This window comes from Corynebacterium sp. c7Ub_26, from assembly GCF_053760365.1.
Map to the genome: position 1 here is coordinate 64,821 of NZ_JBSNBL010000004.1, position 14,299 is coordinate 79,119.

Annotated in this window: 8 protein-coding genes; 4 read left to right on the top strand and 4 right to left on the bottom strand. The window is 56.6% G+C overall.

The window, feature by feature from the left end; all coding sequences use genetic code 11:
* Positions 1–19 precede the first annotated feature (19 nt).
* The 3 genes from ACWORE_RS07710 to eccCa form a co-directional block, all read right to left on the bottom strand.
* Positions 20–331: a WXG100 family type VII secretion target gene (locus tag ACWORE_RS07710; protein ID WP_012732365.1), complete on the bottom strand. Its 312-nt coding sequence runs from the start codon at positions 329–331 to the stop codon at positions 20–22.
* 233 nt (positions 332–564) lie between these two features.
* Complete coding sequence (locus ACWORE_RS07715) at positions 565–2,169, bottom strand: type VII secretion-associated protein (RefSeq protein WP_455303424.1); 1,605 nt, start codon at positions 2,167–2,169, stop codon at positions 565–567.
* A 42-nt stretch (positions 2,170–2,211) separates the two neighbouring features.
* The gene (eccCa, locus tag ACWORE_RS07720) at positions 2,212–6,351 is read right to left on the bottom strand and encodes a type VII secretion protein EccCa (RefSeq protein ID WP_455303425.1); all 4,140 of its coding nucleotides are present in this window, start codon (positions 6,349–6,351) and stop codon (positions 2,212–2,214) included.
* Between the two features lie 127 nt (positions 6,352–6,478).
* Between eccCa and ACWORE_RS07725 the strand changes: the two genes are divergently transcribed.
* Positions 6,479–8,383, top strand: coding sequence for an EsaB/YukD family protein (locus tag ACWORE_RS07725; RefSeq protein ID WP_455303426.1), 1,905 nt, complete (start codon positions 6,479–6,481; stop codon positions 8,381–8,383).
* 5 nt (positions 8,384–8,388) lie between these two features.
* Positions 8,389–9,795: a S8 family serine peptidase gene (locus tag ACWORE_RS07730; protein WP_455303427.1), complete on the top strand. Its 1,407-nt coding sequence runs from the start codon at positions 8,389–8,391 to the stop codon at positions 9,793–9,795.
* On the opposite strand, the gene eccB is transcribed toward ACWORE_RS07730, so the two are convergent.
* Positions 9,770–11,593: a type VII secretion protein EccB gene (eccB, locus tag ACWORE_RS07735; protein ID WP_455303428.1), complete on the bottom strand. Its 1,824-nt coding sequence runs from the start codon at positions 11,591–11,593 to the stop codon at positions 9,770–9,772. The genes ACWORE_RS07730 and eccB overlap by 26 nt on opposite strands.
* Positions 11,594–11,711: 118 nt before the next feature.
* Between eccB and ACWORE_RS07740 the strand changes: the two genes are divergently transcribed.
* Both ACWORE_RS07740 and ACWORE_RS07745 read left to right on the top strand, forming a co-directional pair.
* A complete protein-coding gene (locus ACWORE_RS07740; RefSeq protein WP_455303430.1) occupies positions 11,712–12,548 on the top strand; it encodes an ABC transporter ATP-binding protein in 837 nt (278 codons plus the stop codon).
* On the top strand, positions 12,545–14,293 hold the full coding sequence (locus ACWORE_RS07745) for a hypothetical protein (RefSeq protein ID WP_455303431.1): 1,749 nt from the start codon (positions 12,545–12,547) through the stop codon (positions 14,291–14,293). The genes ACWORE_RS07740 and ACWORE_RS07745 overlap by 4 nt, the downstream gene beginning before the upstream one ends.
* Positions 14,294–14,299: the final 6 nt, after the last annotated feature.

Genomic DNA, 14,299 nt, shown 5'->3' on the forward strand with positions numbered 1-14,299 from the left:
GGGTGCTGGCGCGAAGGTTTTATAGAGACAAGCCGCCTAGCTGGGTGAATGATGCGGCGTTCTGTTCTTCGGTGGTGGCGAATGCTGAGGCGTTCGCGCGAATGTTGTCTGATATGGAGCTCAGTGCTTCACGGAGCCGAAGCGCGGCGTCGTTCCATTGGGCCATGAGTTCGCCGAAGGCGACGCTGGCGTTTCCTTTCCACGCTCCCGCTACGCCGTCGACAGTGCCTTGTAGGCGTTGAAGTTCTGCTTGGACTTGGTCATTGACGGCATCCACTTTTCCAGCCGTCGTGGTCATCAGTTCGTGTTCGGTAGCAAAAAGCCCGCTCATTGGTTCCCCCGTCTTAGTGAAATGTGTTGGTATCGAATCCCGCCCCACCACAGCCTCGTTACAGTCCCGAGTTTTTCCGTGGTGTTGTGGCGGTGTATGAGTACAGACTCATCAGTCGTCAATCGGTTCCCAGCTATTTAATATTTTTTCCGGCGGGTGCCTTTTCGCACCTACGATTAACTGCCTTGACCTCATATGCTGGGCAGATACACCTACTGGCATGGATTTCCGCATCATGAGGGCATGACTTCTGCACTGCGCGCGGCGGTCGAACATGCCGCTGTGCGTTTCGCGGTGAGCTCCCCTTTCCATTGGCATCCGACGCTGACTTGTTTTCCTTCTTGCAAGAATGTCGTCCACTGAACCACCGATCCGCCTTCTGGGCGTTCTTCGTAGCTCACGGCACCTTGCCGCCACGCGGATTCGGGCGCGTAGTTGGAGAACTCAGCACGGGTTTGGACCATTGATTCGACGTGTTCACGGAGGTGTGCGTCGGTCACGTCTGGTTGGACGGGATGCCCTGAGACCAGGATCCGTATGTCTTCATCCGCAGGGTCTTCCAAAATAAGACGCTCTGGCGTCGACGAGTGAGACCGTATCCATCCAGAGGTCAGGGCTGCCCGCACAATTCCGTTATCGACGATTCCGCCTGGATGATCGTGGTGGTCGCTACTTGCTGGGGTGGCGGATAGTGCTGTTTGGCCCCCGGTTGCGTCGTTCCCCTCTGCCCGTTCATCGCTATCAATGTGTTGAGAGTTGGCCTCTGCTTGATTCGCTTGCTCATGATTTCCGCCGCTGCGCAGCGTGACGGCGAGAGCTGTCCCTATGAGAACAAGGGTGCACATGGTGACCGCGAGCGCATTGCGGTGGCGGAGTAGGAAACCTCCACGGCGATAATCCCGGCGCGGCGGAAGAAGGTCGGTTGTCTTTCGTTTTGTGGGGTTTGGTGAACCATCCTTATCCGTCCGCACCCTGGTGGGAGGATTCTGTTGGGTTCGCCCTCCCCGGGGCAACGCGGTGTCATCTCCGCTGCGATTCGTTTCGTTCCCGGCGCGATACGCCTCGCTGCTCATAGGGCGAACATCGTTGTGTGAATCGCGCGAGAGGGCTCCGGCCATACGTGCCGAAATCTCTATCTCTTCGATGCCGACTCGCATCGCCGGAATGGACGCCTCATTCAGCTTCTCCAGGGCATATTCAACAAGTTCAGCGCCCCGACCGGGCTTATCTGTAGCCTTGTCTGTAGCAACGACAAGGACTTCGACGCCCTCGGGTCCGATCAGGTCTCGTTCACGCGAACTCGGGACTCGGCCGGTCTCCACGGCAGATTCGATTTCTGCACTGACGACGGCGATCAGGGGGTCCATGAAGGACTTTCCGTCGCCAATGGGGACGAGGTCGGTCATTGCTTCGTCGGCAGGAAGAGTCAGTGCTGTCAGCCCCGCGTATTGCCCTGCGATGTGAAGGACGAACGAAATAGGGCGAAGAGCAGGCTCAATGCTACAGAGCGCGTCGGACATCGGGAGAATGGTTGGAGCGTTCTCTGTTAACGCCGAGCGTGCGAAGGAAGGATCAGTATCCGGATGTTGGTATCGCTGTGCATCATCGTCGATGTAGTTATCAGCCCACCGCTTCCGACGAAGTAGCCCCCACCATGACGGGCACAAAACAATGCGTTGTTCGGTTCGGCTGTTACGCCCGATGGACACGACGTCCGGGACGCTCTGGCCTCGGCTGGACTCGGTGTGTCTCTTTATACGAGCCTGATGATTATCTGGAGGCATCGTCGACGTAAAGCTTGGTGGCGCGTAGTTCCTTGTCGTCGTACTCACAGTCACGTAGTTCCCCCTTATGTCTCAACCCCGTTTAATTTTTCGGTGCTATTTCTGTTCGGTGTTATTACTGTCTGCCGTGGTGGTTTCGGCTGCATCGGCGTCATCCGTATCAGCCGCGTTTGTGTCATCCGCATTAGTGCCGGCAAGACTACATTTCTTGTCCCCGTCCTCAGCACTGTCCTCCGGTGAAAGCTGCGCGCGTGCGAAATGAATTTCGCTGGTCGTCCCGTTGACAACGATGTGTGCGCGGCCTGGAAGAGCTGGCCGTAATGGCACCCCGAATAATGGGCCATCGTCTTTATCCGCGGAGAGCAGCACGACTACACCGTTGATGGCACGCATTCCTGCGAGCAGAGGATCGTGAGCTGCGCGCATCATTCCTGATGCCCGTCGCGCCACAACAATATGCACCCCGATATCGCGAGCATGCGGGAGCACACTGACAAATCCACTCATGACGGATGGCGAAATCGTGAGAAGGTCGTAATCGTCGATAAGAAGAAAAATCTCTGGGCCGGACCACCACGATCTGTTCTTCAGTTCCTGCGGAGTGATGGAATCACCAGGTAAGCGCATGTTCATGGTGGTGGTCAGCTGGGCAATCAAAGTGTCTGCGGCGGAGGGTGTCGAGGCGTATCCGGCGTCATAATCGCTCGGGACTTCTGCCAGCAAGGTTCGTCGTGGATCAATGACGACGATGGCCGCGGTTGGCACATCATCCGTGCTTGTTTCATCAACTTTGGTTGGCGCATCAGCTGCAGAGCCATCGGCTTTCGCGTCCTGATCCGTCGCGGGTTTCTTCCCAAAACCTTTCGGCTTATACGCGCTTGTAATTCCGTGGATGAGCGAGCGAAGCGTCATTGTTCGTCCACTCTCCCCTTTTCCGACGATGAGCATCGCCGGGTTTGCCACCGTCGACCACGACCACGTTGATAGACGCGCGCTCTCGCGGCCCATCGCGATCGCTGGAGGAAGAACGGGGTCGAGTTCATCGCGGGTGAGGACGTCCGGAAGAACCCGTAGCGCGGGAACTCGAGTATCTCCTCGTTGCGCTGCTATGCGCGTCACCTCGGCAATATCTTGGTTCGTTGAGTGAACGACCAAGGCATGAAGGCCGGTCCCCTTCCATTTCACAATTGCGCGACCTGGATGGCTGGGTATCCGTTCAGATAGTTTCCTATCGATCAGTGACTCCAGGGGGTCCCCCAGCGATAATTCAATTTTCGTTCCGAGTAAGTCACGGATCTGGGGCCGCAGTGCGGACCATCTATTGGCCGTAATAATGACATGAATTCCTACCGAGAGGCCGTCTGCAATGAGGAGCCCGAGAGCATCGGCCACGTCTGGGAAATCTGTCGTTATGACGTGCCACCCGTCGATGACCACGAAAATGTCGCTAAGCCCGTGGTCGCGGGCAGCATCGACGCTGGACCATCCCTGCCGGAGCCATTCCTCTCGACGGTCCTCGGCCAACACAGCGACTTCATTGACCAGCCGAAGGATGCGGTCTTGTTCATGCCGGTGAACCACGGCGACCGTGTGCGGCAATCGTTCCAGAGTTCCTAGGCCGGATCCGCCCATGTCCAGGACATAAAACTGTGCCTGATCACTGGTACGGGACAACGCCAACGTCGTGACCACACTTCGCGCCGCGGTTGTTGTTCCTGACTGCGGGCCACCAATAATGCCGACGTGCCCAGCTGATCCCCGCAGATCGATGGTCCATGGGATTTGACGTTGAGTCCGTGGTGCGTCGATCAGGCCGATCGTTATATGAAGACCTTCGTTGGAACAGGTGTGGTCACGTGTGAGACGACGAGTCCGAGTATTCAATTCGGACATGGTTAAGACGTCAGGTAAGGGCGACAGCCATATCGTTCGGGCAGGTACAAAGCGCGCCACCTCCGATGCGCAGGGTCCGTCGATACTCAATCTGTCAATGGCAGTGCGCAGAATCGTTGAGGGCTGTGGCGACGCTTTCGCCGGAACAGAGGAACCAGCAGCCTCCGATGCAACCGAACCATTCCAGCGTCGGGACAGATAGGCGGCACGAAATGCGGTAATGGAATCTCCACCCACTCGCGCGAGACCATAACCGGGTTCCTTGGGAAGAGTGTGGGCGTCGTTGACGCCAAGAACAATCCTCGACTCCCCAGCAGAAAATGTGCGAAGCCCGATGCGGTAACTCAGATGGGCATCGAGCCCCCGCAATCGTCCTTCTTCCAGGCGCTGCGTCGCTAAAAGAAGGTGGACCCCCAGAGAGCGCCCCAATCGTCCAATCGCCACAAAAGTGTCGATGAAACCAGGATGTGCACTCAATAATTCCGAGAATTCATCAATAATGATGACGAGTGCCGGCAGAGGCGGATAACCACTGTCATCGGCAGTTCCGCGACCAGCACATTGACGCCGCATATCGGTGTATTCCACCGAGGACGACACCCCGTGCGCGCGAAGGAATTCTTGACGCCGGGTCAACTCCCCCTGGAGGGCATCCTCCATACGATCAACAAGCGCGGATTCGTCGTCCAAGTTCGTGATCACCGCTGCAACATGGGGCAACCGTTCCATGCCTATGAACGTCGCGCCGCCTTTGAAATCAACGAGAACGAGGTTGAGCTGTTCAGGTGAATGCGACGCCACAAGCGAAAGCACCAAGGTTCGTAATAATTCGCTCTTGCCCGAGCCGGTCGCGCCGACGCATAAACCGTGAGGCCCCGACCCTCCCTCGGCGGATTCTTTGATGTCCAGGTAGAAGGGGTCTCCGTCACTGTTGAGGCCCAATGGGATGCGAAGACGCTCCGCTCCCCGCTTCTCAGTCCATGCCGACGACGGTGAGACCAGAAGAGGTGTCGCCACACCGAGCACAAGTTCTACTTCGTCGATTCCTTCCGAGGAGTGCTGAGCGAGCACGGCATCTGTCGGCCGCGTGTACCGTGCCATCGAGCGGGCGAGAACATCAAGTTCCTGCTCAGAAAGCGTATCGGCCTGGGCAAATGTATCCAGGCCCGACGTCGTTAATGCAGAAATCATTCCATGATCGGCTCGAAGCGCGATGCCCTCGTCTGCCGCGTGAGCCTCCCACTGGTCCATCACATGCCGACGCTGCTGGCGCTGGGTCTCCGACATCACATCCTCGTCAGGCGTGCCGACGACAATCACGCTGGCCACCGCTGGGTGATGGGCAACGGCGAGAGGCGCAGCACCGTCGATAATGAGAAGAACTTGAGGCCCGGAGTCATCTCGAGAGCCAGAGGCCCCAGACATATCCGACCACAATTCATCCAAGGCCTTCACGACTTCCTCGGGATCGGAGAACGCCTCCTGACCGTCCGAATGGGGAATCCATGGCAGCCACGGCCACGATCGCGGATGGCCGCACACCATAATCTGCACAGCCTCCGGACCATGCAGAGTGATTAGCTGGGCCAGCAGAGAGCGAACAACTTTCCGCCCGTCGGCTCCACCGATGTACACCGTCGAAAAGTCACCCAGTGCCAGGCACACAGGAACATCTGAGAGCACCAATGATTCTCTGAGCGCGCGGCGCAAGGCCAGGGCACAAATCGGATCAATATCTTCCACCGCATTGGTTTCCCCAATACTCACGTGGGTTCGCGCACGTTGAGACGCTGTTCCGATGCGCACATGGGCAAAATCGTCGTCGTACCGACCCCGCTCCCACATGCGGTTACTTCCCACAAAAAGCATCAAGGCATGAGGATCGGGATCCACAACCTCCATCATGGAGCGCTGCTGTTCAGCGTCTTCCCTGGATTCTCGGCGACATCGATCAATGTGCCTCAGATACACGCGGCGTCGCTCGTCGACAGACTGAGCCTGATTCCCTGTCACCATCCCCACCATGGACGCAACCATGATCAGCGGGAAAAGGTAAGTCATAGGGTTGGCCGCGTTTCCGGAAACAACCATGATGGCGACCATCCCGAGCACCGCAACCACCATCACTAAAGGCAAAAGCCGACGAAAAAGCGGCTGCTGAGGGGAACGCGGGGCCTCGGGCGGCTGATCGACAGGGATCTCACGAGGTTCTGGAAGCTCCGGGCACCATCTGTCGGCATAAGGAGCGACTGTCTGCATCGACGTCGCCGTGGAAGATTCATCTTTCCCGTCGGCACGCTCAGGTGAACGACGCACCACCGACTGCCCGGATGAATTCCCCACTGACTGCCCCCTAGCCACCTGCGGCTGATCACGATATACACAGCATGGATCCCCTCAGGCTGTGCAATGTGGGTAGTATATGCGAAACTTGTTATCCGGCATAGCATTTGGGGGAAATGGGGGATACATGCCATACACAAACACGCACGATTTTCGCAGTTCAACCGCATATCAAGCGGGGGAAGACAACGAATTAACGACGAGCCCACGGATTGATCTAACGCGAACACGAATACGTATCATTCTTGAGCTGCCCGATGAATCATTCGCAAGTTTAGGCTTTCAGCAAAACGATAGCGGTGAAAGAAATGAATCGGCGAGCAATGATGACCGTGAATTATCTATTTACCCTACTGACTTTTCAGCGCCTAACTCTTTATTCAGTAACCTTCTAAACGACGACGATATCCACGAACCTCTCCACCGACAGTGTCTCGATGTCACGGTGCTTACCCACCAGCCCGCCACAGAATTAATCTGCGACCTGGTGGATTCTCTTCGGGAACGACAGGTTCTTGATACCACTGCCCCACCAACACCGTGGAGGCTTATAACCAGTAATGGCCGAGCTATTCAGTATGACGCATCATTGGCGGATTATGGGGTTCAACCAGGCGATACGCTCTTGCTAACCACGCGTCCGTGGTCCGGCCACGATATTCACATCACCACAGCGGAAGCTCTATCTCAATCCGGCGACAACCACTTTTTCGGTCACATCGTTAACCGCGGAATCTTACCCATCACGATTATGATCTTGGTGGCATTGTCACTTATTCCCCAACTGGTCAACGTGATTTCCAAGAATTGGGGCCTCTGGGACGAAATTACGTCGATCACCCGACATAATCCCCCCTTGGCCTCCCCGGATGGGCATGGGTACTTTTTATCTCTCTTCGCTTATTCATCACTATTTCCGTGGTGGTGTCTCGTCGCTGTTGCTTTACTCTCCTCTTCTTTTTGCGTATTTCTTGCTTATATTAAGACTCACCACACAATAAAACCCTCGGGTATCAATGGGAACGGAAAAAAGGATACAAACTATCCATCACAACCTGACGGGCGATATGCATCCTTGTGGGCTCGGAATTCTCCCCCGCATAGTTCCTACGTCCTCGAGTCAACAGCATTGTGGTGGGCGGCTGCATGGGCGCTGGGCTCTCTGAGCTGGTCATCTCCCTGGATGGCGGTATCCCTCGGCTGTCTCTGCACAGCATTGGTATGCGGAGCAGTAACCTACTTCCATCTCAGCGTTTATAAGAAAAATTCCGCAGCAGTGGTGGGCAATTCAATCGGGAGAATTCCAGGCGCGATTAATAAATCATCAGACATCATTTCCGCCATCGCCCTCCTCATGTTTTCCGGGATCATGGTTCTCCCGCTGGGGCTAACTTTCTTCTCCTTCGTGAACCCTCAAGTCGTGTTTTGTGTCTGGCTGCTGCTCGCACTTTTCATCCATTCGTGGACCGGGATGCTCGCACTCCGGTGCGCTGGGGTTCGCCCGGACCCTGTCCCGTCGACGGGGAGTGAGCTCGATGAGGCCGATAGCCCACCTCTGCCCGATCGCCCACACCGTGTCCACCTGGCGCATGCCATTCATACGGGCATGTCCACAGGCTGCGCGGCCGTCATCGTTCTTTCTGCTCTATGCCTCGCGTGGTCATCTCCATCGGCGGGAACAGCGTCGCTCATCCTGGTGATTGCCATCGCGGAGGGGCTTCGCGCGCGTCTGCAAGCTCGATATTCAGTTCAGGCTTTGGCTCGAGCAACGTCGCTCGCGTGCCTCGCCATTACGTCACTGACTCTGTTTTTGGCTGATTATCCCGTCGGGACGATGCACACGGTGGCTCTAGCAGCCGGAACGTCTGTTTTCGCCTTACTGTTAGTTATTCCCGTCCTGCCGCAATGGAGAGTAACGGACCCCACGATTCAGAAGGCGATTGAGATTATGGAAGCCATCATGACGGCGGCGGCGATCCCTCTCGCTTTGTGGGTGGCTGGGATTTTCACCGTTATTCGTGGGCTGGGGTAACCGCCATGCCACACTCTGTGAAGGCCGCCAACTCCGCCCGTTTCCCATACGACTCCTCATCTACCAGCCAGAAAGGCGGTGCTTCTTCACGACGTGCCCTCGCGTCCCTTTGCGTCACGATCGGGGTTTTATCGTCGACGATCATCGATTCTCCCTGGTCAGTCGGACCTCCATGGTCATACGCTGCCGACGTCGACACTCGTGAAAACCAATGTTCACGCGGTTTGACGGAGATCGAGTTAGCCCGGCGCGGTTTCGCCACGGATATGCTTACTCCCGTGGATTCCTTGCCTTCATTGGCCGAGGCCCAGCGTTTGGCAACGGGGCGGGGAATCACGGTGGCCGTCATTGATACGGGGGTGAATCGCCATGTCGATCTCCCGACGCTGGTCGGTGGCGGGGATCTCTTGGGAGACACCGATGGCACTGAGGATTGCGATCTACACGGAACAATCGTCGGCACGATTATCGCTGGTCACGGACGTGCCCGTGGGGTAGCTCCAGATGTTGAATTGTTGTCGATACGACAAACGAGCGCTCACGCCCAGCCACGTCCTCGCTCTAGCGAAGGCGAAGGCGAAGGCGGGCAGCCTGCGTCTCCTTCAACCGGGTCCCCGAAAACGGGCACCTTAACTGGTGTTGCGGACGCTATTAATAGGAGTGTCGACGCTCATGCGCGCGTGATCAATATTTCGGTCGCTGCCTGCACAGATCCACGGATGGAGCCCGAGGGGATCGAGCATCTTCGCGGTTCGCTGGATCGTGCCGAGAGCGCCGGGGTGACGGTAGTCGCGGCGGCGGGGAATTCCACTGGTCCGTGTCATGATGGAATGAATGCTTATCCTGCCCATGAACCGACGGTGATCTCGGTGGGGGCCGTCGGTGGTGATCGTCATCGGCGGGCGGATTATGCCCTCGCCGGCGGCGATATTACGGCCCCCGGTGGCCCTGTGATGGGCCCTCAACTGGGGTCATCGCCGATTATGGCGGCCACTGATCCTGCGGAGATTCAGCGGAATCCTGCCATGGCGGAGGAACCAACCCCTCAGCCTTTTGTCGGGACGAGCTTTTCTGCACCGCTCGTGTCGGGCACGGTGGCCTTGATGCTGGAGGTTGCTCCGCATTTGAGTCCTTCTGATGTTCGTCAGATTCTTGCAGCGACGGCAACGCCGGGGGCTGGGTCCCAGGCGGGGATGGTTCATCCTGCTCGGGCGGTGGGGATGGCGCGTCGGCACGCGGAGTCTGGCGGTGTGATCCCCACGGAGTCTCGGGAAGCGTCCGATCCTGACATCACCGTTCCCGCTGCTGCTCATCGTTCCCACCGCCGCATGGTGATGACCGTGATTGCGATCCCGTTTACGATTCTGTGTGCGGTGGGTGCCGCGGTCATGGTTGCTCGGCGGCGACAATAATTTTTGACGCGCGATCGCGGGATAGGCTTTCTCCCTCGGCAAGATGCCGGACTACTGACCACGGTGCCACCGTGGGGGTACGAAATCCCAGGATCTGCAGTGTTTCCAATGAATCGACCGCAAAGCGTCGACCGTCCGAACTCACGATCGCATACCCCGAGCCGGTATCAACGGCCACCGCGTGAGCCGGCCCGGAGTAATAATCGGCAGTCCGTGGAGTGAGCCGCTCTTCCTCTTTCTTGCCGACGGCCACCGCCTGTTCCGCCTGAACGACAGGCACTGCACCATGCGGGAAGGTTGTCGCCTCCGACCACGTGAGAATATCGGCGTCGCCCACCTCTGTGGATTCAGCATCGGTTGCGGGTCGCTGCTTCTCGCGTGGGCTTGCTACCGTCCCCGCACAGAGCCGTCCCTCTCGCGGAGCCCACTCAGGCTTCTCCCCCGGTATGGTTCCCCAGTTCAGTTCGTCGGCCGTCGGTATGTCTGATATGTCCGCCGGGCTCACCCGCTCTACCACCACGCCTGGTCGCGAAAGCAACAATCGGGCATGCACAGGAGCTAAAGGAGCAATTCCGTGGTCACGCACGACGTAAACGTCACCGTCGTCAGCAGCTGCGTCGTCGCGCGTGGTTGCCCGGGAATCATGGGATGGGCGATTATCGACGGTCTGTCGGTGCGTCGATGAAGGGTCTGCCGAGTGCCCCGTGGACGAACCATGCTGATCAGCGATGATGACGGTACCGATGGTGTTGAAGGGTCGCCGTAAGCCAGATTCGCCACCAGCTGGCATGGATGATCGAATAGTACGAACATCATCGACGCGGGGTATCGCTTCGACGAAGGAATCCGGGACATCCCGAATGATCGATGACGAAACGCCCAATGCCCGCGATACTGCCGGCTCGGGAATGGAACCGCGCTTGGCAAGAAGTGAGCGACGATACGGATGCCCGTCGGACGAATCCGGGCTGATCAACCACATCCCGCTTTCTGCGCGGAGGATCGCCGAGCGAGCATTGAGTGGCATGGACTCGGCTACCGCCACCGATAACGTGCCGCGGCTATTCTGACCAGGTTTGACGTCATTCTCGACGTCGTCAGCACCCTCACCCTCGGCCCCTTCGGCCTTGTTGTAGGCAGCCTTTTTCACCAAGGAGGATGCGCCTGGAGCGCGCGAACGCATCTTCTGTGCACCAGACTGATCCGCGGACCGAAGGCCATCTACCGACCGAGATTTATTCGATGACCGGGGATTATCCGGCGAATGGCACACTCCCCACGATCCCTCCGTTGATTCCGCATTACCCTGCGGCGGCAAATCCGATGGCCCCCGGAGCCCGATAAACTCCCCGCGCGACAAGGACGCTAAATTTTTGCTCGACACTCGATGGGCTTCTGCCGCTTTACCCACCACGAGCCGCGCCGATGCCAGATCCGTCACCGGATGGAACGTGTCGTTAACACGCACGAACATTTGGCCGGTATCTGCAGCAATGAGGATCGTGTGGTCTCCAATCGCGGGGTCTGGCCGCATCATGGCCATAATCCCAGCACCTGCGATACCGAGAACGCTCAGTACAACACCGATCGCCAGGGCTCGGCGTCGGCTCCCGGGAACGTCGTGAACCATGCGGGTATCCGCACAAACCAGGGCCTGTTCCAGCTGCTTACGAACAAATCGGTATCCGGCTAACTGTGCACTGGACGTCGGCTGCTGATAGTCCTTACCGCCACCGGCAGATGCACATCCCCGCTGGTGGTCGTCGTGAGCCGACCCGTCGTGGTTCAAATTTGCCATGATTCCCCCGTCATCCCCCATGTTCTGCAGGTCCTGTGTAGTCGGCAGGTTTCGCTGCGCACTCCATAACCTACATCATTGCCAGGACAGAACTTCATCTTCAGCTAATGTGGCTGGCATGGAGAATCTACCGGATAATGGCCCTGCTTCCGATACCCCTACCCCATCACCCCATGTCGCACCGCTCGCGGATGATCCGACGTCGTGCGCTATGGCTTTTCGTAACCTCTACAAAGCTTTCCGCGGAAAACCAGCTGTTAATCAATTGAATTTGGACATTCCGCGCGGGAGCTTTTATGGCCTCGTTGGCCCTAATGGTGCAGGAAAGACGACGGCAATCACGATGTCCACCGGTCTCCTCCGCCCGGACCAGGGTTCTGTATGGGTCAATGGAATTAATGTGTGGGATAAGCCCGCAGCAGCAAAAGCGACATTCGGGCTCTTGGCTGATGGCCTACCCACTTTTGATCGTTTGTCAGGAAAAGAACTTCTCCAATTTTCTGGCGCTCTGCGCGGAATGGATGAGGGAGTCGTCGAGAAACGCGCTAATGAATTACTCGATGTTCTCGATCTCAAAGAATCGGCAAATAAAATTGTCGCTGATTATTCGGCCGGCATGACAAAGAAGATTCTTTTAGCTCAGGCACTTATTCACCGCCCCGAACTTCTCATTCTCGACGAACCACTAGAAGCTGTTGACCCCGTATCAGCTCAAATTATCCGATCAATTTTGACGACGTACGTCAAAGCCGGGGGAACTGTCATTATGAGCTCGCATGTGATGGAAGTAGTTGAGGGGCTGTGCGATCACGTTGCGATTATGCAAAATGGCAGGGTTTTGGCTAGCGGAACAACCGATGAGGTGCGCAATGGATCGAGTTTGACCGATACATTCCTCAACCTCGTCGGTGGCGGGCAACTCGCTGAAGGAAGTTTGGGGTGGTTAGCATCATGAGCCAGCCGATTAATCCGAATAGTGCGGAGCCTGTATCGGGTTCTCCCGTGACACGTGCTCAATCCGCGTCGCCGTCTCAGCCATTTCACGCTAGCGATAAGGAAATCCGTTCTGCGGTTTTCCGCTTGCATATGCGCTTATGGAAAAAGTCCTGGTATGAGGGCGCGAGCCAATGGATTCTTGTCATTATGACGACGCTGTACGCGATAGGGGGCGTCGCATTTACAGCTAGCTCTTGCGTCGATATTGCCCGTAAAACGGGCCGGTTTTCAGCGGCCGCGGTCGGTGCACACCCGGCGGGCGATATGAGTGGACCTATCGCCGACAATCCATGGACGGCTTTCGCAGCACTCGGGGCCACGACCCTCCTTGTGTTGGCTTTCATATGGCCAGCTGGGGAAAATACGGTTCAGCCAGCTAAGTTAGCGCAGTTCCCACTTAAACCTTCGTCGCTGGTGAGAGCGTTACTGCCCACCATCGTTGTTCAAAGTCGAGCGATTATTGCTATTGGTGTCACTATAGCCACGATGGTCGCAGTTATTATGTCAGGTAATGCGACTGGTCAATGGTTCACGGCGGCCATTGGGATCGTCGGATTAATTTTGGGGATTTCGTGTCTCCTCGTTATTAATCAAGCCCTGATTGTGACATCGAGCTCTAATGGAGGTAACCGTTCACGCCGAAACTGGCTCTATTTCATTGGCACATTTCTGTTCCTCTTTGTTTTTATTGTTATTCAGGTTTTCGCTTCGGGCTTCGCCTCCTCGGTAACCGACACTATTCTGAAGTGGGTTATTCATATTGCGGGGTGGACACCCCTCGCGTCAGGCCCGGCGATGATAGACGACGCCGCTCAGCATGCGTGGATCAGCCTCGTTATCCGGACCGTCATCACAGTTGTTTTCATTATTGTCGGCCTATACCTATGGTCGCGGTCAGTCGATCGTGATTTTGCGTCCGCTGCCAATACGTCGGGAGAATCTGAAGACGTATCCGCTCGAGATTCTTTTTACCTTTGCGGAGTTCCCCACACTGTCGTCGGAGCGTTGTTCTCACGTCAGTTGAAATATTGGAAGAGAGATATTCGCTTTAAATACGCCATTTTGAATTTCCCGATCATGGCGCTCATATTCTTAATCATGGGGATTGCCACTGGAAACAATGGTCTAATTGTCGGCGCGCTGTATATTGCGATTATTGGTAGCTCTAACTTCGCTTCGAATGATATCGGTATGGATGGACCAGCTAACTGGGTCCATATGGCAGCTGGAACACGCGGTAAAGATATCGTTGCGGCTCGTGCTATTGCCGTCATTATTTTCGATGTCCTATTGCTGGTTCCCTGCCTGGTCATCATGGTGCTTTTCGCGGATTTCACCCCCAACCAGAAAGCGATTATTGCGGGCGCGTGCCTCGGTGGGGTTTTTGCAGGTCCCGCGGTCGGCTTATTCCTTTCCGCCTATAATCCCTTCCCCGCTATCAAACCCGGCGTTAACACAATGAGGAATAACGGGCGGCAGTCTGGCCCGGCTTTCGTGGCCATGCTTATTGCACTGGCTGCATTCACCATTATTCTTGGTCCGGCGGTTGCTATTCCACTTGTTGGTCTCACCGGTGCTTGGTTTGCCGCTGCATATTCCCTGATTGTGGGCCTTGCTATGCTCGCCGGCTCCATTGCCCTGTCCTCAAAGCGAATTGATTCGCACTATCCCGAGATCTTCGCGAAAGTCCGGAAGTTCTTATAGCCTTTC

Excerpts from the sequence above, each read along its gene's own strand:
- eccB (WP_455303428.1), bottom strand. The coding sequence starts at position 11,593 with ATGGCAAATTTGAACCACGACGGGTCGGCTCACGACGACCACCAGCGG.
- ACWORE_RS07745 (WP_455303431.1), top strand. The coding sequence starts at position 12,545 with ATGAGCCAGCCGATTAATCCGAATAGTGCGGAGCCTGTATCGGGTTCT.
- ACWORE_RS07740 (WP_455303430.1), top strand. The coding sequence starts at position 11,712 with ATGGAGAATCTACCGGATAATGGCCCTGCTTCCGATACCCCTACCCCA.
- ACWORE_RS07730 (WP_455303427.1), top strand. The coding sequence starts at position 8,389 with ATGCCACACTCTGTGAAGGCCGCCAACTCCGCCCGTTTCCCATACGAC.
- ACWORE_RS07710 (WP_012732365.1), bottom strand. The coding sequence starts at position 331 with ATGAGCGGGCTTTTTGCTACCGAACACGAACTGATGACCACGACGGCT.
- ACWORE_RS07725 (WP_455303426.1), top strand. The coding sequence starts at position 6,479 with ATGCCATACACAAACACGCACGATTTTCGCAGTTCAACCGCATATCAA.